Source organism: Caballeronia telluris (genome assembly GCF_001544495.1).
Taxonomy (GTDB): domain Bacteria; phylum Pseudomonadota; class Gammaproteobacteria; order Burkholderiales; family Burkholderiaceae; genus Caballeronia; species Caballeronia telluris.
In genome coordinates, this window is sequence record NZ_FCNZ02000010.1 from 105,222 (window position 1) to 122,905 (window position 17,684).

19 protein-coding genes are annotated in these 17,684 nt (G+C 64.5%); 8 read left to right on the forward strand and 11 right to left on the reverse strand.

The annotated features are described in order from the left end of the window. The first annotated feature begins 9 nt into the window (after window positions 1-9). Window positions 10-648, forward strand: coding sequence for a hypothetical protein (locus AWB66_RS14905; RefSeq protein WP_087631046.1), 639 nt, complete (start codon window positions 10-12; stop codon window positions 646-648). A 17-nt stretch (window positions 649-665) separates the two neighbouring features. Here the strand turns inward: AWB66_RS14905 and AWB66_RS14910 are convergent, their stop codons facing one another. The 11 genes from AWB66_RS14910 to AWB66_RS14960 form a co-directional block, all read right to left on the reverse strand. Next, a complete protein-coding gene (locus AWB66_RS14910; protein WP_087631161.1) occupies window positions 666-1,865 on the reverse strand; it encodes a porin in 1,200 nt (399 codons plus the stop codon). 10 nt (window positions 1,866-1,875) lie between these two features. Then, a complete protein-coding gene (locus AWB66_RS14915; protein ID WP_087631047.1) occupies window positions 1,876-3,381 on the reverse strand; it encodes an aldehyde dehydrogenase family protein in 1,506 nt (501 codons plus the stop codon). A 689-nt stretch (window positions 3,382-4,070) separates the two neighbouring features. Continuing rightward, window positions 4,071-4,523: a cytochrome C gene (locus AWB66_RS14920; protein WP_087631048.1), complete on the reverse strand. Its 453-nt coding sequence runs from the start codon at window positions 4,521-4,523 to the stop codon at window positions 4,071-4,073. After that, window positions 4,520-4,996, reverse strand: coding sequence for a c-type cytochrome (locus AWB66_RS14925; RefSeq protein WP_087631049.1), 477 nt, complete (start codon window positions 4,994-4,996; stop codon window positions 4,520-4,522). Before AWB66_RS14925 ends, AWB66_RS14920 begins: the two co-directional genes overlap by 4 nt. After that, a complete protein-coding gene (locus tag AWB66_RS14930; protein WP_087631050.1) occupies window positions 4,993-5,514 on the reverse strand; it encodes a methylamine dehydrogenase light chain in 522 nt (173 codons plus the stop codon). The genes AWB66_RS14925 and AWB66_RS14930 overlap by 4 nt, the downstream gene beginning before the upstream one ends. A gap of 47 nt (window positions 5,515-5,561) precedes the next feature. Further along, entirely contained in the window at window positions 5,562-6,212 is a 651-nt protein-coding gene (gene mauD / locus AWB66_RS14935; protein WP_087631051.1) for a methylamine dehydrogenase accessory protein MauD, read from the reverse strand. Next, the gene (locus tag AWB66_RS14940; protein ID WP_087631052.1) at window positions 6,209-6,760 is read right to left on the reverse strand and encodes a MauE/DoxX family redox-associated membrane protein; all 552 of its coding nucleotides are present in this window, start codon (window positions 6,758-6,760) and stop codon (window positions 6,209-6,211) included. Before AWB66_RS14940 ends, mauD begins: the two co-directional genes overlap by 4 nt. A gap of 10 nt (window positions 6,761-6,770) precedes the next feature. Beyond that, window positions 6,771-7,925, reverse strand: coding sequence for an amine dehydrogenase large subunit (locus tag AWB66_RS14945; protein WP_087631053.1), 1,155 nt, complete (start codon window positions 7,923-7,925; stop codon window positions 6,771-6,773). Between the two features lie 164 nt (window positions 7,926-8,089). Next, entirely contained in the window at window positions 8,090-9,028 is a 939-nt protein-coding gene (locus AWB66_RS14950; RefSeq protein ID WP_087631054.1) for a helix-turn-helix domain-containing protein, read from the reverse strand. A gap of 279 nt (window positions 9,029-9,307) precedes the next feature. Continuing rightward, complete coding sequence (bla, locus tag AWB66_RS14955; RefSeq protein ID WP_087631055.1) at window positions 9,308-10,183, reverse strand: class A beta-lactamase; 876 nt, start codon at window positions 10,181-10,183, stop codon at window positions 9,308-9,310. A gap of 382 nt (window positions 10,184-10,565) precedes the next feature. Beyond that, on the reverse strand, window positions 10,566-11,471 hold the full coding sequence (locus AWB66_RS14960; RefSeq protein ID WP_087631056.1) for a LysR family transcriptional regulator: 906 nt from the start codon (window positions 11,469-11,471) through the stop codon (window positions 10,566-10,568). Between the two features lie 94 nt (window positions 11,472-11,565). Here AWB66_RS14960 and AWB66_RS14965 point away from each other — a divergent pair, with 94 nt between their 5' ends. The 7 genes from AWB66_RS14965 (at window position 11,566) to AWB66_RS14995 (ending at window position 17,683) form a co-directional block, all read left to right on the forward strand. After that, window positions 11,566-12,510, forward strand: a complete 945-nt coding sequence (locus AWB66_RS14965; RefSeq protein WP_087631057.1) for a ketopantoate reductase family protein — start codon at window positions 11,566-11,568, stop codon at window positions 12,508-12,510. Window positions 12,511-12,565: 55 nt separating this feature from the next. Next, complete coding sequence (locus AWB66_RS14970) at window positions 12,566-12,958, forward strand: VOC family protein (protein ID WP_087631058.1); 393 nt, start codon at window positions 12,566-12,568, stop codon at window positions 12,956-12,958. Between the two features lies 1 nt (window position 12,959). Next, complete coding sequence (locus AWB66_RS14975) at window positions 12,960-13,418, forward strand: MaoC family dehydratase (protein ID WP_087631059.1); 459 nt, start codon at window positions 12,960-12,962, stop codon at window positions 13,416-13,418. After that, window positions 13,418-14,638 carry a CaiB/BaiF CoA transferase family protein gene (locus AWB66_RS14980; RefSeq protein WP_087631060.1) on the forward strand — a complete coding sequence of 407 codons (1,221 nt, stop codon included), beginning with the start codon at window positions 13,418-13,420 and terminating at the stop codon, window positions 14,636-14,638. The genes AWB66_RS14975 and AWB66_RS14980 overlap by 1 nt, the downstream gene beginning before the upstream one ends. Next, complete coding sequence (aroE, locus tag AWB66_RS14985) at window positions 14,638-15,471, forward strand: shikimate dehydrogenase (RefSeq protein WP_087631162.1); 834 nt, start codon at window positions 14,638-14,640, stop codon at window positions 15,469-15,471. Before AWB66_RS14980 ends, aroE begins: the two co-directional genes overlap by 1 nt. A gap of 540 nt (window positions 15,472-16,011) precedes the next feature. Further along, complete coding sequence (locus AWB66_RS14990) at window positions 16,012-16,419, forward strand: SRPBCC family protein (RefSeq protein ID WP_087631061.1); 408 nt, start codon at window positions 16,012-16,014, stop codon at window positions 16,417-16,419. Between the two features lie 10 nt (window positions 16,420-16,429). After that, the gene (locus AWB66_RS14995) at window positions 16,430-17,683 is read left to right on the forward strand and encodes an NAD(P)/FAD-dependent oxidoreductase (protein WP_087631062.1); all 1,254 of its coding nucleotides are present in this window, start codon (window positions 16,430-16,432) and stop codon (window positions 17,681-17,683) included. Window position 17,684 lies beyond the last annotated feature (1 nt).

Consider the following 17,684-nt stretch of genomic DNA (forward strand, 5'->3'; position numbering starts at 1 on the left):
GCCGCCTTCATGGAGACGCAATCGGCCACGCTCTGGCTGTCCGCCGCGGGGCTCGGCGCTTTTCACGGCATCAACCCCGCGATGGGCTGGCTCTTCGCCGTCGCGCTCGGCCTTTACGCGCATAGCCGTCGCGTCGTGCTGATCTCGCTCGTGCCGATCGCGATCGGCCACGCGGCGTCGGTCGCGCTCGTGCTGGCCGGCGCGCTCACGCTCGGCTCGCTCGTCGATCACATCTATCTGAATCGCGCGTGCGGCGTGCTGCTGATCGGCTGGGGCGTGTGGTGCGCGGTGCGCGGGCATCGCGGCAAACCTGTCGTCGGGATGCGAACCGGGCTCGCCGGACTCGCGCTGTGGTCGTTCCTGATGTCGAGCGCGCATGGCGCGGGATTCATGCTGATACCCGCGCTGTTGCCGCTGTGCGCGGCCGCGGGATCGACGGGAACGGGTTCGTTCGCGCATGCGCTGCCGCTCGGCGCGCTTGCCCTCGCGATCCATACGCTCGCGATGCTCGCCGTCATCGCGGCGATTTCCATGTTCGTCTACGAGCGCGCGGGCGGCCTCGGCTTTCTGCGCACCGGCTGGATCAACGCGGACTTCGTGTGGAGCGCCGCGCTCGTGCTGTGCGGCGTCGTGCTCTTCGTCGTGTAGGTCCGGCCGGCGGCACATCAGAAGTTATGCCGGATGCCGAGCGTCACCGACAACTGGCGGTCGTTGTTCGAATTCGGCAGATTTGGAATCTGCGCGTAGTTCGCCGCCGCACCCGTTGCCGGATCGACGCCGATGCCGGCCCCCGTCGCCTTCTGCATGATCGCGATGCCATAGAGCGCGGTGCGCTTCGATAGCGCGTAGTTCGCGCCGAGGTTCACCTGATGAAAGCGCGTCGACAAACCGCCGTCCGGCTTCGCGACGTTGTAGATGTACGCTGCGCCCAGTTGCAGGAACGGCGACAGCGCATACGTCAGGTTGATCTCGCCGATGTCGAACGCGATGTTCCGGCCGATCGGCTCGGCGGCGCTCGCGAAGTAGCGGCTGTGATCGAGCAGGCTGTGCGTGTACGCGAGCGCGATCGTCGCGGGCCCGATCGCGTAAGACGCCGCCGCGCCCCAGGCTTTCAGCGCGTCGGCGTTCTGCAACTGGCAATAGAGCGCCGACGCGTTGCTGCACGCGAAGTCGCCGATGTAGCCTGCACTGCCGCCGAGTGCCGCATCGAGCGGATTCTGCAGGTTCAGATAGCCCGCGCTGACCGACACCGGCCCCATCGCGTAAGTCGCCGCGAACGAATAGCCGCGATTCTGCGCGAAATCGCCCGCGACACCGCCGAGGCTGAACGTGCCGCCGAGGGTGAAGCCGTGCCAGTCCGGGCTCACGTACTTGATCGCGTTGTTGAAGTTGAACGCTTCGTTGAGGTTGTCGACGTCGCCGATGTGCGAGCCGTAGAGCGTCGCCCAGTTGTTGCTCGACACGTAGGGCCCGAGAAAATCGGAGTACGAGTCGTACTGGCGGCCGAACGACAGCGTGCCGTAGCCGTCCTTCGCGAGTCCGACCCAGGCCTGCCGATTAAAGAGCGAACCGCTCTGCACGAAATTGCCGGAGCCCATGTAGAAGCTGTTCTCCAGCATGAAGGTGGCCTTCAGTCCGTCGCCGAGGTCTTCCACGCCTTGCAGGCCGTAGCGCGACGGCACGAGATTGCCGCCCGTCATCTGCCAGCCGTGACCCGCGCCGATGCTGCCGTCGGGGCGCGTGAACTGCTGGCTGCTCGTGTAGGTGATGCCGGCATCGACGGTGCCGTAGAGCGTCACCGAACTCTGCGCCGATGCATACGTGGAGGCGCTAAGGAGCGCGGCGGCCAGCAAGCGTTTCTTCATGGGTCCGATCTCACGCATGGTTGATGAGCACCGATTTCGTTTCGGTGTACATATCGAGCGGGGCGCGGCCGAGTTCGCGTCCGAAGCCCGACTGCTTGAAGCCGCCGAAGGGCATCGCGTTGTCGAGCAGCGAGTGGCAATTGACCCACACCGTGCCCGCCTTGATGCGCGGGATCAGCTTGTGCACGGCCGACAGATCGTTCGACCAGATGCTCGCGCCTAGGCCATAGGGCGTATCGTTGGCCTGCGCGATGACCGCGTCCGTGTCCTGGAAGCGCATCGCGACCAGCACCGGCCCGAAGATTTCCTCGCGCACGACGCGCATCGAATGATCGGTATCGACAAGCACGGTCGGCTCGACGAAAAAGCCCGCGCCCTCCCCCCGCCTGCCGCCCGCGATCGCGCGCGCGCCCTCGGTGTGGCCTGCGTCGATGTAGCCGAGCACGCGGTCGAGCTGGCGCGCCGAGACGAGCGGCCCGATCTGCGTCGCCGGATCGAGGCCCGGGCCGATCTTCATCGACTTCGCGATCGCGGCCACGCGTTCCATCACGCGATCGAACACCTTGTCGTGCACATAGACGCGCGAGCCCGCGGTGCAGACTTGTCCCGAGTTGAAGAAGATCGCATTGGCGACGCCTTCGGCCGCCTTCTCGATATCGACGTCGGGCAGCACGATCACCGGCGACTTGCCGCCGAGTTCGAGCGACATGCGCGTCATGTTGTCGAGCGCGGCGTGGCCGATGGCACGGCCGGTCGGCGTCGAGCCGGTGAAGGCGATCTTGTCGAGGCCCGGGTGGCTGGCGAGCGCGGCGCCGGCGGTCCTGCCATAGCCCGTGACGATGTTGACGACGCCTGCCGGGAAGCCCGCTTCGGTCAGCAGTTCGCCGAGGCGCAGCGCGGACAGCGGCGTGTCTTCGGCGGGTTTGAGCACGACGGTGCAGCCGGCGGCAAGCGCGGGCGCGAGCTTCCATGCGGCCATCAACAGCGGGAAATTCCACGGAATGATCGCGCCGACCACGCCGACCGCTTCCTTCCTCGTGTAGGCGAAGAACGCATTCGACGGGCTGTACGGAATCGATGCATCGACCGTGCTGCCTTCGATCTTCGTCGCCCAGCCGGCCATGTAGCGAAAGCAATGCGCTGCCATCGACACGTCGAGTGCTTCGGCTACCGCCACCGGCTTGCCGTTGTCGAGCGCTTCGAGTTCGGCCAATTCGCGGGCGTTGGCTTCGATGGCGTCGGCGGCGCGCAGCAAGAGACGCTCGCGGTCGCTCGGCTTCATGCGTGACCAGGCGGAATCGTCGAAGGCGCGGCGCGCGGCCTGCACTGCACGGTTGACGTCCGATTCATGCGCGGCCGGGACGCGGCACAGTACGCTGCCATCGGCGGGATTGGTCACGTCGATCGTTTCGCCGCTGGTGCTTGCGTGCCAGGTGCCGTCGATCAACATGCGCTTTTCGGCCGCGATGAATGCGCGGGTTTTGTCGAGTATCGCGTACGTTTTTTGGTCAGTCATGTTTGTCTCCTTTGAGGTGGTCTTTTCTTTGAACACCGTTTGATGTTTCTGTGAAACTTGCTTTCGCGTCGGTCTATTAGCTCTGCCCCTGTCCGGGGCGGGACTTACTTTCTTTGCTGCTGCAAAGAAAGTAAGCAAAGAAAGCAGCTTTTCTGGCAGCAGTCCCAGCACGGCAACGCACCGGCAGTACCGAGTGGACATACCGCCTAAGTGGCGCCCTCGAATATCTTCAAGGGCGTGGTGCGATTAACCATTGCGTCCTCGCACAGCCAACTTCTTGGTAACGCAGTCATCCATCCGTCCGCGCTTCGCGGACGACAGGCATAAACGAAAACCACCGGTCCACAATCTCAACCTCAACCGCGAACATCGACCACGCGACTGATGCACCGCACGTCTGAGCGAAGCGAAGACGGAGGGATGACTGCTGTACCGTTTTGTTCGCTGCGCAATGACACAGTAGTTAATCGCACCAAAGCCCTTTGTCCTTTGAGGGCGACACTTTGGCGGTATGTCCACTCAGTACTTCAAAGGCGTTGACGTGCTGTGACTGCTGACTAAAAAGCTGCTTTCTTTGCTTACTTTCTTTGCAGCAGCAAAGAAAGTAAGTCCCGCCCCGGACAGGGGCAGTGCTAATAGACCGACGTGAAAACAAGTTCCCCGCGAGCCCAGACCGATCTAAACACTTGCTAATAGTGCTCGGGCACCGTGGTGATGCCATTCGCCTGAAGCTTCTTCACGAGCCCCATGCGCGCCTTAGCGACATCAGTGAGCGCGGGCCGCCGATGCGTCGAAATTTCCTCGGCCGTATAAGGCCTGAAACCCACGGGCCGCGACGACGCGTTCATCGTCGCAAGCACCCAGTTAAGAACATTGGCGAGTTCCGCATCGCTTAGCGCCGAGTTCGAAGCGCCCGGCACGCGCATCACGAACTCCCGCCCCTCCGGCATCGCGACGAAATGCCCGAGCGACTCGCGCAGCGCGGGCACCTTGCCGGGAATGCCGGAACCGTCGGTCGTATGGCACCCCATGCAGTTGAGCACCCAGCCCTGCCTCGCCTGGACGGCGTCGTATGCCTCGGCGCTCGCTGCCGCTGCGTGCAGGGCCATCGCCGTGAGTAGAACGACGCCGGCCAGCTTCATAGCCCGAGACTCTTCACGACGCTTTCGCGCTGCGCATGCACCGCCGAGCCGTCGACGGGACTCGCCCGCAGCGCCTTGATCTGCTCGGCATCGAAAGGCTTCGCGCTGCCGTGCTGCGCATTCAGGTCGAACACGACATAGTTGAGCACCTCGGCAATCTCGGCATCGGACATCGAAGCGAACGACGGCATCTTGAAGTTGTAGCTCTTGTCCTTGACCTTGATCGGCCCGAACATGCCATAAAGCACCGTATGGCCGAGATGCCTGCGGCCTTCGTCGGTGCCCGCGTACTTACCCGGATACTCGACGAGCGGCGGCGCAAGCCCGTCCATCCCCTTGCCGCCCGCCTGATGACAGACGACGCACTTGCCGTCGAAGGTCGTCTTGCCGCCTGCATACTGCACGGCCTGCGCCTCGGCGAACGAAGCGCCGCACGCGAGCGCGGCCGCGATGAGCGTAGTGGTGACTTTCATTGCTTCGCCGCCCCCAGCAGCACCGACACGGAACAGTGATAGTTCGCGTTGCCGTTCGCCATGCACCAGTTGATGTCGTTGTTGAGCGAGAGCTTGTAGAGCGGCTTCTCGCGTTCGTTGCGATTACAGAAGCAGCGTCCGCACGAAGTCTTGCCGCAGCAGTCGTTGTACGACACGATGTAGTCGGAGCCGTCGTGCGGATTGCGACAGGTGCCGATCCACGTGATTGGCGATGCCGTCGTGCCCGGCGGGCAACTGCTCGACGTGCCGCCGCAGCAACTGCACAGCCAGCCGTCGATCGCGCAATATTTCCAGTAATCGCAACTCGTCGGGTCGTCGGTCTTCGATGCACCCGGCTTCTTCGGCTCGGCCGCGTAAGCCGTGCGGTCGACGGGCAACAGCGGTACGACCGCCGATCCGACCAGCACCTTCCCGAGCTTCGCCATGGCGCTGCGCCGCGAGGAACGCTGCGCGACGCCGCGCGCCGAGTGTTCGAAAAAAGAGTCCAGCCATTTCATAGACGCTGTCCTTGGTTCACGTGTGGGATCGTTAAAGCGCGCGCGTCTTACGCGTGCTGGGCGTGTTCGTGATCGTGCTCATGAGCGTGTCCTTGAGCCGCATGCTCGCTGCCGTGCACGAACTCCTGAAGCGATGCGACGCCGCGTTCCTTCGCCTCGAAAAGACTCTCCAGATGCTCGCGCGTATTGACGAGCCCTTTCGCGCGCACCTTGCCTTGGTCGTCGAGCAGCACGGCGTAAGGCAGCTTGCCGATCTGGTAGGCAAGGCCCAGTTCCTGAGACAGCACGTAAGGCAATTGCGGAAGACCCGTCTTGCGATAGAACGCTGCGTGCTCGGTCACGTCGCCGTCGCTTGCGAGGACGACATCGGTCGCGCCTTCACGCGCCTGGATCGAAGGCAAGAGCGGCAGCAGCTTCTTGCAGACGGGGCAAGTCGGCGAGAGGAAGAAGAGAAGCGTGCTGCGGCGCGCCGGCGAGATGCCGCCCACCTTCACCGCGCGCCCGGCGAGATCCAGCAGTTCGAACGAAGGCGCGATGGCACCGACGGCCGGACCCTTGTCGATCATCAGGGCGCCCGCGGGCATCATGCGTTCGTAGAGGATGCCGACCTGGCGCACGAGCGCGAGGCAGATCGCGCCGAGCGCGAGCAAGGCAGCCCAGGAGAGCGCGGTCGAAATGATCAGAGCGGTTTGCATCATGAGTTCCTTAAGTGTTCGAGCTTGGGAAGATTGGCGAGCAGCACGTCGAGCGTGAGCATCGCGGCGACGGCGAAGAGCGTTCCGGCACCGACCGTCACGTAGTCGAACCAGACGATCGCGCGCGGGCCCTCTGTGACGAGTGCCGCCGCTGCCGCGATACCGAGCAGCGCGACACGCGCCACGTGCCACCAACCGATGCGCTTCTCCGACGTGCGCGAGGCCGAAGCGAAGCCTGCGCAGCCGCAGTCGATATGGATATTGCCGCGCAGGATGTTGATGGCGAGCGCACTGCCGAACGCGGCGAACAACGCGATCAACAGCGCGGCAGAAGCGTTGCGCGTCGCGGGGAACAGCAGGCCGGTTGCGCCGAGCGCTTCGAGCACCGGCACCGCGTAGGCCATCGGCATGACGACGAACGATGGCAGCAGGCGATAAGCCGCAAGCGACGCGCCGAACTTCGCCGGCTCGCGCAGCTTCGCGGCCGCGCCGATCAAAACGACGATCGCGACCGCCGCGACGCACACCATGAGAACGACTGGATCGAGCATGGCGGCCACCTCAAGGATTGACGAGCGGCGTCGACGTCGAGCCGAGTTGCTTTTCGACGTGCTTCAGCTTGCCGGTCTGCGCGTCCATCACGACGAGATCGGAGGTCGGCGTGAGGCCGTAGAAAAGCGGCTTGTCGTCGATGCTGACCTGGATCGAGAGGAACGGATCGATCTTCTGCTTCGCCAGCTCCCAGCGCGCGATGCGCTTTTTCGTCGACGTGTCGAAGACCCATACTTCGGTCGCCGGGTCCTTGTGCGAACCGTCTGCGCCCTTGTGCATCGCGACGTAGAGGCGATGCGTGCCGGCATGCAACGCGATCTGCTGAAGACCGCCCGGACGCCAGCCCGCCTTCTTCTCCTGCGCGCTGACGAGCGGCCACGGCATGCCGAACGCAGGCGCGTCGCCCGAGAAGTCCGCGGTGCGCACGCTGCCTTCGTAGGTGAGGAACCAGTACTGGTTGCCCTCGCGCGCGGCGTTGATGAACGCCGGATCGCGATCGACGTCGATGAACGCGTCGGAGAGCTTGCGGCTCGCTTCCTTGCCGTTCGCATCGAGCGTGATGGTCAATGCCTTGCCGCTCTCGCACATCGCCGAGAAGCGGTTGTTGCCGCTGGGATACGCGAGCACGCAGCCGTCCGTGTCGACTTCGCCGAGCACCTTTTTCGCGGCGGTGTCGATCACGGTGACCGAGGTCGACGGCGTCACGTTCGCGACATAGAGGAAGTGGCCGTCGTCGGATAGCGCGGTGTTGTACGGCGACGGCACGTGCTGTCCGTGCTTCGGCGGAATCGCGATTTCGCCGGTGACGGCGAGCGTCGTGTTGTCGATCAGTTCCACGACGTCGGTGCGATCGCCGTGCGAGCCGCGCGCGAAATACGTGGTCGCGATGTAGCTCGTCTTGTGGTCCGGCGAGATCGCGAAGCCCGGTGCAAAGCCGCCGTCGATCTGGCCGAGGAAGCGGTTGGCATCGGCATCGAAGACATGCACGCGCGCATCGGTCATGCTCGCGAACGAGATGTCCGGCACGTAGATCTGGTGCGGACTATAGGGCGGAACCTTGGCGACGGTCAGCTCTTCCGGCTTCTCGGCGGCGCTCGCCAGATGCCATGCCACCACACCAGACATCACTGCCGCCATCGAGGCGGCCAGCCGTCTGCGTTTCATCGTATCCCCTCCGTAGGTCTATCGTGGGACAGACTCTAAGGCGAGGAAAAACGGCGGTCGCGCCGGGAACGGCAAGGCGTGCTTGCCGATTTGGGATAGTCGAAAGACGGGTGAAAGAGAGGACCGCGAACGCTTGTTCTAAACGTTCGCTGGGCGGCGGAGGCTTAAGAACGGCGAGCGGTCTGCGACGGCAGTTCGCCGAACTGGTTGCAATAGTCGCTCGCGAAATGGCCCAGATGCGTGAAGCCCCAGCGGGCCGCGGCTTCGGCAACCGGGACGTCGCACTGAGGCGTCGAAAGCAACAGGCGCCGCACCTCCATCAGCCGGATCGAGCGCAGGTAGTTCGCGGGATTCGTCTGCGCGACCGCCTGAAAGCTGTTTTGAATCGTGCGGCGGGAGACGCGCAGCGCCGCGCACAGATCGAGCACCGACACCGGTTCCTCCGGGCGCGCGAGCACGAGTTCGTGGCTGCGCCACACGATCTCGTGCTGGCAGGCCTGCGTGAGGCGGCTCGTCTGGTCGGGGAAATAATAGGTGATGAGATCGAGGATGCCCTCCGCCACTTCCTGCGCGAAGCGGCGCTGCCCGTCCTGATCGGCGATGCGCTCGGGCTGCGCGAGCACGCGTTCGAGCGCCTCGACCATCCGCCGGCCCGCCCGGATGCCGGCCGCGGGCGGAATGTCGATCACATCGCGGTCGAACAGGTCGTCGTCCAGGTCGATGCCGGCGGCGTCCGCGACCCTGCCGAGCACGCGCGGTTCGATGGCGATGCCGACGAGCGACATGTCCGCCGGCGAATGCAGCGTGAATTCCTTCGCGCCCGATGCGACGACCATCGCGCCCTGCGCCAGCTTCACGCCGCGAAAGGTGAAGGGCGCGCCGTTGAGCGCGAGTCCGAACGTGGTGTAGCCCGCCGGCAGGCCGCCGCACTGGACCACGCGCACGTTCGCCGCCTCCTGGAAGACCTGCACGCCTTCTACGGCGACCTGCTTGACCGTGCTTTGGAACGCGCCCGCACCGATCTGGTCGTAGCGCTGGTCCCAGCCGCGCAGCGAGGCCGCATGCCGGTCTGCGTCGTTGAATACTTCGTGATTGACGTACACGGCGTCTCCTTTGTCCCATGCAACCGGTTGCCGAGGCGTCTTGCGCGCCGATCGGCAAGGATAAACCGGCCACGCGGATGGTCAATAAAGATTAACCATGTCTCGCCTAAAGGATTGGCCGGTGCGGTTTTGGGGTCAGGTCTGCGCGCGGTCGAAACAATTTGCGGCGGAGTCACGACGCACAGCGGCACAGCAGGCAGCGGCTCGTCGATAGAAATTTTCACGAGGCGCTCCCCGAGCGTCCGCACGCTCATCGCGACCGCGTGACGCGCTGTATGCTCAGCCGAATTTCCCCGCGACGATCTTCGCCGCCGATGCGAGCACGTCGTTGCGCGCCTTGGCATCCTGCTCGCGTTGCGTGAAATAGATCACGACGACGATCGGCGCCTTCGATGGCGGCCACAGCACGGCGACGTCGTTCGAGGTGCCGTAGTCGCCCGTGCCGGTCTTGTCGGCGACTTGCCAGTCGAGCGGCACGCCGGCGCGAATGCGCGCGTCGCCTGTCGTGTTGCCGCGCATCCACGCCTGAAGCTGGTCGCGCTCGCGTGCGCCGAGCGCATCGCCTAGCGCGAGCCGCTTAAGCGACCGAAGCATCGCGGCGGGCGTCGTCGTGTCGCGCAGGTCGCCGGGAATCGCCGTGTTGAGCTCGGTCTCCGTGCGGTCGAGGCGGAATTCGTCGTCGCCGATCGAGCGCGCGAATGCCGTCACCGCCGATGATCCGCCGAGCAGCCGGATCAACAGGTTCGCCGCCGAATTGTCGCTGTACTGAATGGCGGCGGCGCACAGTTCGGCAACCGTCATGCCGTCGGCGACGTGCTTCTCGGACACCGGCGAATAATTGACGAGATCGCTTTGCGTGTAGCGGATGCGCTGGTCAAGGAGACCGTCTTCGTGCGTGCTGCGCGTGAGAATCGCGGACGCGAGCAGCACCTTGAACGTGCTGCAAAACGGGAAGCGTTCGTCCGCGCGATAGTTGACGATCGCGCCGTCGCCGGTATTGAGCGCCGCCACGCCGAGGCGCCCGTTCGATGCGGCTTCGAGCGCCTTCAGCTGCGATGCGGCGGATTGGTCCGCGGGCCATGCGGTGCAGGCACTGGCGAACGGAACGGATGCGATAGCGGCGAGCAATGCGCGGCGAACGGGGGAATGCGTCATCTGGCATGGACCTCGATGGTGGACAGAGGGCGCAATTTTACGGGCGTATTCGTGGGCGGTTCCACAGGCGGGGTTCACGTCACTCTGAACTATCCCGATCCCGGTTCGCTTAACGCTGAACTTTCGGCCGCCACTTCCAACGTCAGAAATAGCGCGGCCTGCTGCTCTGCGATCCATTGCGGCCGTTCAATGCTGTGTCAACCGACGGCCGCTTCCGGCAGTAGAATTAACGATCGTATTGCCGGTCGGACGCTGTGGCACGGCTAGGAATTCCCGCATGGCGACTTCCCGTTGCAGACGACGTCAGCGAGAAACCAGTTTCACAAACGGCAACAAGTTAGAGCCCCCGGCACGGCACGACAACCGCAGCCAACGCGCATCGTCACCGCAAACTACTGAACAACTGCGCCACCAGATCGCGCAGCCAGCGATTTCCCGCTTCATGGTGATAGCGGGCATGCCAGTGCTGCCGCACTGCAAATCCCTCCACCGGGATCGGACACGGATGCACCGACAGGTCATTAACCCTCCCCAGCGTCTCACCGATATGCCTCGGCAACGTGGCGATCAGATCGGTGCTCTTGATGATGGCCCCGAGCCCCAGAAAACCCGGCAGTTCAAGTACGACGCCCCGTTCGACGTGCTCGCGCACCAGCGCCTGCTCCAGCAATTGCGCCCCCGTCCCTGCCGAGATGGCGACATGGCCCTCCGTGCGGTAATGCTTAAGCCCAAGCTTGCCGCGCACGCGCGGATGATGCCTGTTCATCAGACACACCCAGTCCTGCGTGTATAGCTGCTGCTGGTAGATGCCGCCGCCGAGCCAGGGCACGTGACCGATTGCAAGGTCGGCCTCGCCCGATTCCAGCGCGCGTTCAGTATTGCCGTCGATCCTCGCGGCTTCGAGACGGATCCCCGGCGCCTGCGCACGCACGTGCGCCAGCATTCGCGGAAGCAGCGTGATATGGCTCGCGTCGGTCATGCAGATGCGGAACCGCCGCTTGGCGGTGGTGGGATCAAAGGCAATTTCCCACGCCGCAAAGCGCCGCAGCGATTCGAGAATCTCCCGGCACGGACCGATCAGCGCGTCGGCTTGCGGCGTCGGCGCCATGCCGGCTGGCGTTCGTATGAAGAGCGGGTCTTGCAGATGCTGCCGCAAACGGCCGAGCCAGATGCTGATGGTCGGCTGGCTTTGCCCGAGCTGCTCCGCGACGCGCGTCACGCTGCGAACGTCGTAGAGAAGATCGAAAAGCTGCAGCAGTTTCAGATCGGGGAGTTCTGCCGGGTTCATGGCGATATTGTCTGGCGCAATGGCGTCATTGTATCCATTGCATTGCCTGCATGACCACCGAATCGTATCTTGATCTCCAGACAAGGAGACGACAGTGAAGATTGCGATTCTGGGTGCGGGTGCACTGGGCTGCGCCATCGGCGCGGCGCTGACGGAAGGCGGCAACGAGGTCTGGCTGCTGAACCGATCGCCCCCCCACGTGGGAGCGATGCGGCGTAACGGGCTGCTCGTAGACGATGCAAACGGCTCACGTCGCGTGCGTGTGCAGGCCACGACGCGGGCCGCCGAAGCGGGTGCCGTCGATCTGGTCGTCGTGCTGGTCAAGTCCTTTCATACCGACGCGGCGATGCGCGGTGCGCTGGCGCTGCTCGGCCCCGAAACCGTGGTGCTGTCGCTGCAAAACGGCCTTGGACACGAAGACGTGCTCGCGGACATCGTGGGTCGCGAGCGCGTGCTGGCGGGCAAGACCTACGTCGGCGGTGTGATGCGCAATCCGGGGCACATCGAGTCCGGCGTCGCCGGCAAGGCGACTTACATCGGCGAACTCGACGGCCGCATCACGTCCCGTGTGACGGCCATCGCCGCAACCTTCAACGCCGCCGGACTGGTCACCACGGTCAGCGACAACATCGTCGGCACGATGTGGGACAAGCTGCTGGTCAATGTCGCAACGGGCGCACTAACGGGCACGACCGGCTTGACCTACGGCCAGCTCTACGACGAGCCGCTTCTGAAAACAGCCGCACTGGCAGCCGTCGCCGAAGCGATCGCAGTCGCGCAGGCCGCCGGCGTGACGCTTTCCACCACCGATCCCGAACGCCCGTGGACCCTTGCCGGCGAAGGGCTTTCCGCCGGCTTCAAGACTTCGATGCTGCAAAGCCTCGAAAAAGGCTCCATCACCGAGATCGACTTTATTAACGGCGCGGTCGTGCGCTGGGGACAACGCCTTGGTGTGCCGACGCCCGTCAACGCGACGCTGGTGGCATGCATCAAGGGCATCGAACGCGCGATGGCCGACCGACAACACGCAACAACTTGAATGGGGCCCGGGTCAGTGCGTCGCACCAATTCGGGTCGACAACGGAGACAACCTTATGAACGGCAGCAAAGCCTATCTTGAGCATGTCGCTATCTGGGTGAAGGACATCCACTGGCACATCCGCTTTTTCGAAGACGTGCTCGGCATGACGATGCGGGAGGTCGACGGCACGATAGAGGAACCCCGTCAGTACTGGACGCTCGGCGGCTTGCAATTCATCCATGACCCGCAACACGATGCGCCCGAAGGCCGCCTCGGCCACCTCGGCGTGATGTGCGAAGACATGGAGGCAGCGCTCGCTGCAGCGCAAACGTACGGCGTCAGCGAAATGCCGCAAGGACGCAACTGGTTGCGCCTGCCCGACGGCCTCGCCGTCGAACTGATTCAGGCCAGACCTGCCACATGCGTCGCGCAGGCACTGGCGATCAACCCACGTTCAGAGGTGTGACATGACAACAATTGAAAAATACTGGGATGACGCCAGCGAAGGCGACGAGTGCGTGAGCCCGGCTTATACCGTCACCAAAGAACGGATTCTCGCCTACGCCGACCTCACAGGCGACCACACGCCCGTGCATGTGGACGAGGAATACGCGAACGCGAGCCACTTCGGTTCGATCGTCGCCCACGGTCTCTTTGGCCTGTCTATCGCCGATGGCCTCAAGACTCAAAGCGATTACCGTTTCCTGCCAGGCATGTCGCTCGGCTGGACGTGGGACTTCAATCTGCCCATCAAGGTCAACGACGTGCTGCACGTCAAGTTCCGCGTCGGCGCGATGCGCGCGAGCAAGAGCCGTCCAGACTGGGGGATCGTCGTACTCCCGTCCGAGCTTGTTAGCCAGGACGGCAAGGTCGTCCAGCATGGCGAGCATCGTCTGATGGTGCCGCGCCGCCCGGGAGCATTCTGATGCAGGCACGTCCTCTCGAAGGTATTCGCGTCGTCGACTACAGCCATTTTCTGGCCGGTCCGTATGTCGGGCGCTGTCTTGCGGCGCTGGGTGCCGAGGTCATCAAGGTCGAACGTCCCGGCAGCGGCGACGCGGGACGTCAGCATGCCACGGTGCTCGATGACGAACAGAGCGGTTACTTCCTGCAACTCAACATGGGCAAGCGCGGCGTCAGCGTCAACATGCGCGACCCGCGTGGCAAGGCGTTCATGCAACGGCTGTGCGACTCGGCGGATGTGTTCGTCGAAAACTACCGGCCCGGTGCGCTGAACAAACTCGGGCTCGGTTACGACGAACTGTCTGCGCGCAATCCGAAGCTCGTCTACTGCTCGATCTCGGCCTACGGCCATACGGGACCGGATGCGCATCGCGCCGGTTTCGGTCTAATTGCCGAAGCGAAGAGCGGGATCATGCAGATGATCGGCACGCCCGGCGAGCCGCCGCCGCTGATGCGCATTTCGCTCGGCGACATGTACACGGGCATTCACGCGGTGGCGGCGATCAACGCCGCGCTGCTCGGTCGCGTGAAGAGCGGCCGCGGCCAGCATATCGACATGGCGCTTTACGACACACTGGTGTCGATGCACGAATACGCCGTGCAGTGCTACACGATGCAAGGCATCCTGCCGGAGCAGACGGGTCATGACATGCCCACGTCGACGCTCTATGGCGTGTTCCGTGCCGCCGACGGCGACCTCGTCATCGCCGCGCAGGTGGACGACGCGTGGAAGCGCTTCGCGGCGCTCGTCGAAGCGCACGGCGGACCAGCCGCCTTCGGCACCGACGCACGGTTCCACACGCTCGCAGGACGCAACACGAACCGTGCGGATATTTTGTCCGTCGTGAAGCCCTGGGTGGCTAGCCGACCCGTCGCACAGGTGCTCGAACTGCTGGATGGCGTCGACGTGCCGTGCGCCAAGGTGCAGCGCATTGACGAAGTGCTTGCCGATCCGCAGATCGTCGCGCGCGGCATGGTGGTCGAGCAGGAGCATCCGCGCTACGGCAAGTTGCGGATGCCGAACCTGCCCTTTCGCTTCTCCGACTGCGACACGACGATCCGCGAGGTCGCGCCCGACCTGGGTCAGCACAACGCGGAAGTGGCGCGATCGCTCGGCTTCGGCGCGGCCGAGATCGACGCGATGCAAACCGATGGCGTGTTGTATTCAAAAGTGAGGCCATGATGAGCGACCAGTACGCAGTGATCGGCAGCCCGATCGGACACACGAAATCTCCGCTGATCCATGGTCTCTTTGCACAGGAGACCCGGCAGGACATGTCCTATACGGCTATAGAAGGCCCGCTGGAGCCGCAGGACGCATTTGCCGCGACCGTGCGTGCGTTCATTGCGGCGGGCGGCAAAGGCATGAACGTGACCGCACCGTTCAAGCTGAAGGCCTTCGCCATGGCCGACGAACGTAGCGAACGGGCGGAACTCGCGGGCGCCGCCAACGCGCTGAGCTTCAAGGACGGCCGGATCATCGCCGAGAACTTCGACGGCGTCGGCCTGTTACGCGACATCGAGGTCAATCTGAACCTGCCGATGAGCGGCAAGCGCGTGTTGATCCTCGGCGCGGGCGGCGCAGTGCATGGCGCATTGCTGCCCTTCCTTGCCGCGCGACCCGCCGAACTGGTCGTCGTCAATAGAGACGTCGCGAAGGTCAAGGCGCTGGCGGCGCAGGTCGTCGCGGGCGGCGCACTCCTCGCCTGCGGCTACGGCGATCTCGAGGCAATGGGGCAGTTCGATCTGGTGGTCAACGCGACGTCGGCCAGTCTCACCGGCGATCTGCCACCCGTGCCGCCGGGCGTTTTCAGTCCCGCAGGCGCGGCTTACGAGCTCGCCTACGGCAAGCGATTGACACCATTCCTGCGACTCGCGCGCAATGCAGGCGTGCGGACGATTGCGGACGGCGTGGGCATGCTGGTCGAGCAGGCGGCAGAGGCCTTCGCCTGGTGGCGCGGAGTGCGGCCGGAGACGCGGCCTGTGATCGACCGGCTAACGGTGCCGCTGGATTGAAAGTGCAATGGAGTTACGACTGAAAACGATCGCGATGACAAGCGGACAGGTGACGATCGCCAGCGCGCCACGACCCGTAGCTGTGGTGCGACCAGATCCCGGCGCGATCGGCACAAATCACAACCTTTCTCCAAGGCCCGAAGCTTTCGGGCTTGAGTGGCAGCTTTCGAAGCAAATGCGACTTTTGAGGTCCGTCTGCACGTGCGCGCGAACGATTGTAGTTGGCCGAACCGAGCCGGGCGCCCTCCCGATCATCCACACCTACACGCCGCGCCCCTCGACCGACCCCCCTTGGCCTGCGCCGCGAGTTAAAAGTCAAGTGAATCTCGACAGTCGGGGTTGCTCATCGTGTTCCTGATGAAGCACACTTGAGGCAAGCCTTCCATCAGGCGCTGTTCGTTCGGGCCCGGACGGTTCATCTGAAATCCTCCTGATCGACAGCCGTGTTGTCACGGCCATTCGCGCGCTTCGACAAAAATAAGCGCGTGGAACGGGCTGCCCGTGAGCCGTTTTTTCCCTAATGACATCGAGGAGCCAAGTATGTGGACGCATCACGAGAGCATCGAGATCGCCGCGGAGCCTGAGCGCATCTGGGCGCTATTCAGTGATGTGGCGAGCTGGCCGCGATGGAACAGCGGTATCGAGCGCATCGAGCTTCACGGACCGTTCGTGACCGGCACGACGTTTTCCATGACCGTACCCGGCGCGGACACGTTCACGAGCCGGCTTCTGAACGTTCACGAGAACGCCTCCTTCGTCGACGAAACCATTCTGGACGGCACGCGCGTCGCGGTGCTGCACAATATCGCCCCGCTGTCTTCCGGCAAAAGCCGCGTGACCTACAGCACCGAGATCACCGGTCCGAACGAGGATGAATTCGGCCCGATGGTCACCGGCGATTTCGGGGATGTCCTGAAGGCGCTGAAGTCGCTCGCAGAATCATCCTGAGCAGCACGCCATGACCAAAGACGTGATCGTGCTCGGCGCGGGCATCGTCGGCGTGAGTGCCGCCTTGCATCTGAGGCAGCGCGGCTGCGACGTCCTGCTCGTCGACAAACGCGCGCCCGGCGAAGAAACCAGCTTCGGCAATGCAGGCCTGATCGAGGCGTCGTCGGTCGTGCCCTACGCGTTCCCGCGCGACTGGCGCACCGTGCTGCGCTTCGCATGCAACGGTTCGACAGCGCTGCGCTACGACCTGCGCTCGCTGCCCGCCTACGCGCCGTGGCTTGCGCGCTACTGGCGCGAATCGGCGCCGGAGCAGCTCGCCGCCGCCGCGCGCGACATGCTGCCGCTCGTCTCGCGATGCGTCGCGGAACACGAGGCGCTGATCGATCGCGCTGGCCTGCACGCGCTCGTGCGACCGACCGGCTGGCTCGAAGCGTGTCGCTCGCGGGCCTCGTTCGAACGCACGGCGCGTGAAGCGCAGCGGCTCGCGGCCACGCACGGACTCGCCGTCGACATCCTCGACAGCGCTGCGCTGCAACGTGCCGAAGCATCGCTCGCGCCCGGCTACGCCGGCGCGGTCCACTGGCACGATCCGCTCAGCGTGTCGGACCCCGGCGCGCTCACGAAGGGCTACGCACGGCTTTTCGAACGCGAAGGCGGACGCATCGTGCGGGGCGACGCCGCGACGCTCGAAGCCCTCCAAACGCGCGGCAACGGCTGGCGCGTGCAGACCGACGACGGCGCGATCGAGGCTGCGACGGTCGTCGTCGCGCTCGGGGTGTGGTCGGGCGATGTGCTGCGGCCGCTCGGGTATCGCGTCCCGCTGATGGCAAAGCGCGGCTATCACATGCATTACGAAGGCGCGGCAAACGCCGCGCTGAACCGTCCTGTCGTCGATATCGAGAACGGCTTCGTCGTGGCACCGATGAAGCGCGGGCTGCGGCTCACGACCGGCGTGGAACTCGCGCGTCGCGAGACACCGCCGAACTACGGGCAACTGGATGGCGCCGAACGCCTCGCCCGGCCGGTGTTCGGCCTCGGACGCAGGCTCGATGAAAAGCCGTGGCTCGGCCTGCGTCCATGTACACCGGACATGCGGCCGGTCATCGGTGCCGCCGAACGGCACGCAGGCTTATGGTTCGACTTCGGACACGCGCATCACGGCCTGACGCTCGGCCCCGTGACGGGGCGTCTGATCGCGGAACTGATCGTCGGCGAGACGCCGGTCGTCGATCCGGCGCCATACCGTCCAGCGAGATTCGCCTGAG

What these genes read in the sequence shown, in the direction of transcription:
- AWB66_RS14915 (WP_087631047.1), bottom strand. Translation starts at nt 3,381, where the DNA reads ATGACTGACCAAAAAACGTACGCGATACTCGACAAAACCCGCGCATTC.
- AWB66_RS14930 (WP_087631050.1), bottom strand. Translation starts at nt 5,514, where the DNA reads ATGAAATGGCTGGACTCTTTTTTCGAACACTCGGCGCGCGGCGTCGCG.
- AWB66_RS14960 (WP_087631056.1), bottom strand. Translation starts at nt 11,471, where the DNA reads ATGAACCCGGCAGAACTCCCCGATCTGAAACTGCTGCAGCTTTTCGAT.
- AWB66_RS14945 (WP_087631053.1), bottom strand. Translation starts at nt 7,925, where the DNA reads ATGAAACGCAGACGGCTGGCCGCCTCGATGGCGGCAGTGATGTCTGGT.
- AWB66_RS14990 (WP_087631061.1), top strand. Translation starts at nt 16,012, where the DNA reads ATGTGGACGCATCACGAGAGCATCGAGATCGCCGCGGAGCCTGAGCGC.
- AWB66_RS14975 (WP_087631059.1), top strand. Translation starts at nt 12,960, where the DNA reads ATGACAACAATTGAAAAATACTGGGATGACGCCAGCGAAGGCGACGAG.
- aroE (WP_087631162.1), top strand. Translation starts at nt 14,638, where the DNA reads ATGAGCGACCAGTACGCAGTGATCGGCAGCCCGATCGGACACACGAAA.
- AWB66_RS14980 (WP_087631060.1), top strand. Translation starts at nt 13,418, where the DNA reads ATGCAGGCACGTCCTCTCGAAGGTATTCGCGTCGTCGACTACAGCCAT.
- AWB66_RS14910 (WP_087631161.1), bottom strand. Translation starts at nt 1,865, where the DNA reads ATGAAGAAACGCTTGCTGGCCGCCGCGCTCCTTAGCGCCTCCACGTAT.
- AWB66_RS14925 (WP_087631049.1), bottom strand. Translation starts at nt 4,996, where the DNA reads ATGAAAGTCACCACTACGCTCATCGCGGCCGCGCTCGCGTGCGGCGCT.
- AWB66_RS14920 (WP_087631048.1), bottom strand. Translation starts at nt 4,523, where the DNA reads ATGAAGCTGGCCGGCGTCGTTCTACTCACGGCGATGGCCCTGCACGCA.
- mauD (WP_087631051.1), bottom strand. Translation starts at nt 6,212, where the DNA reads ATGATGCAAACCGCTCTGATCATTTCGACCGCGCTCTCCTGGGCTGCC.
- AWB66_RS14940 (WP_087631052.1), bottom strand. Translation starts at nt 6,760, where the DNA reads ATGCTCGATCCAGTCGTTCTCATGGTGTGCGTCGCGGCGGTCGCGATC.
- AWB66_RS14970 (WP_087631058.1), top strand. Translation starts at nt 12,566, where the DNA reads ATGAACGGCAGCAAAGCCTATCTTGAGCATGTCGCTATCTGGGTGAAG.
- AWB66_RS14905 (WP_087631046.1), top strand. Translation starts at nt 10, where the DNA reads ATGGAGACGCAATCGGCCACGCTCTGGCTGTCCGCCGCGGGGCTCGGC.
- AWB66_RS14995 (WP_087631062.1), top strand. Translation starts at nt 16,430, where the DNA reads ATGACCAAAGACGTGATCGTGCTCGGCGCGGGCATCGTCGGCGTGAGT.
- bla (WP_087631055.1), bottom strand. Translation starts at nt 10,183, where the DNA reads ATGACGCATTCCCCCGTTCGCCGCGCATTGCTCGCCGCTATCGCATCC.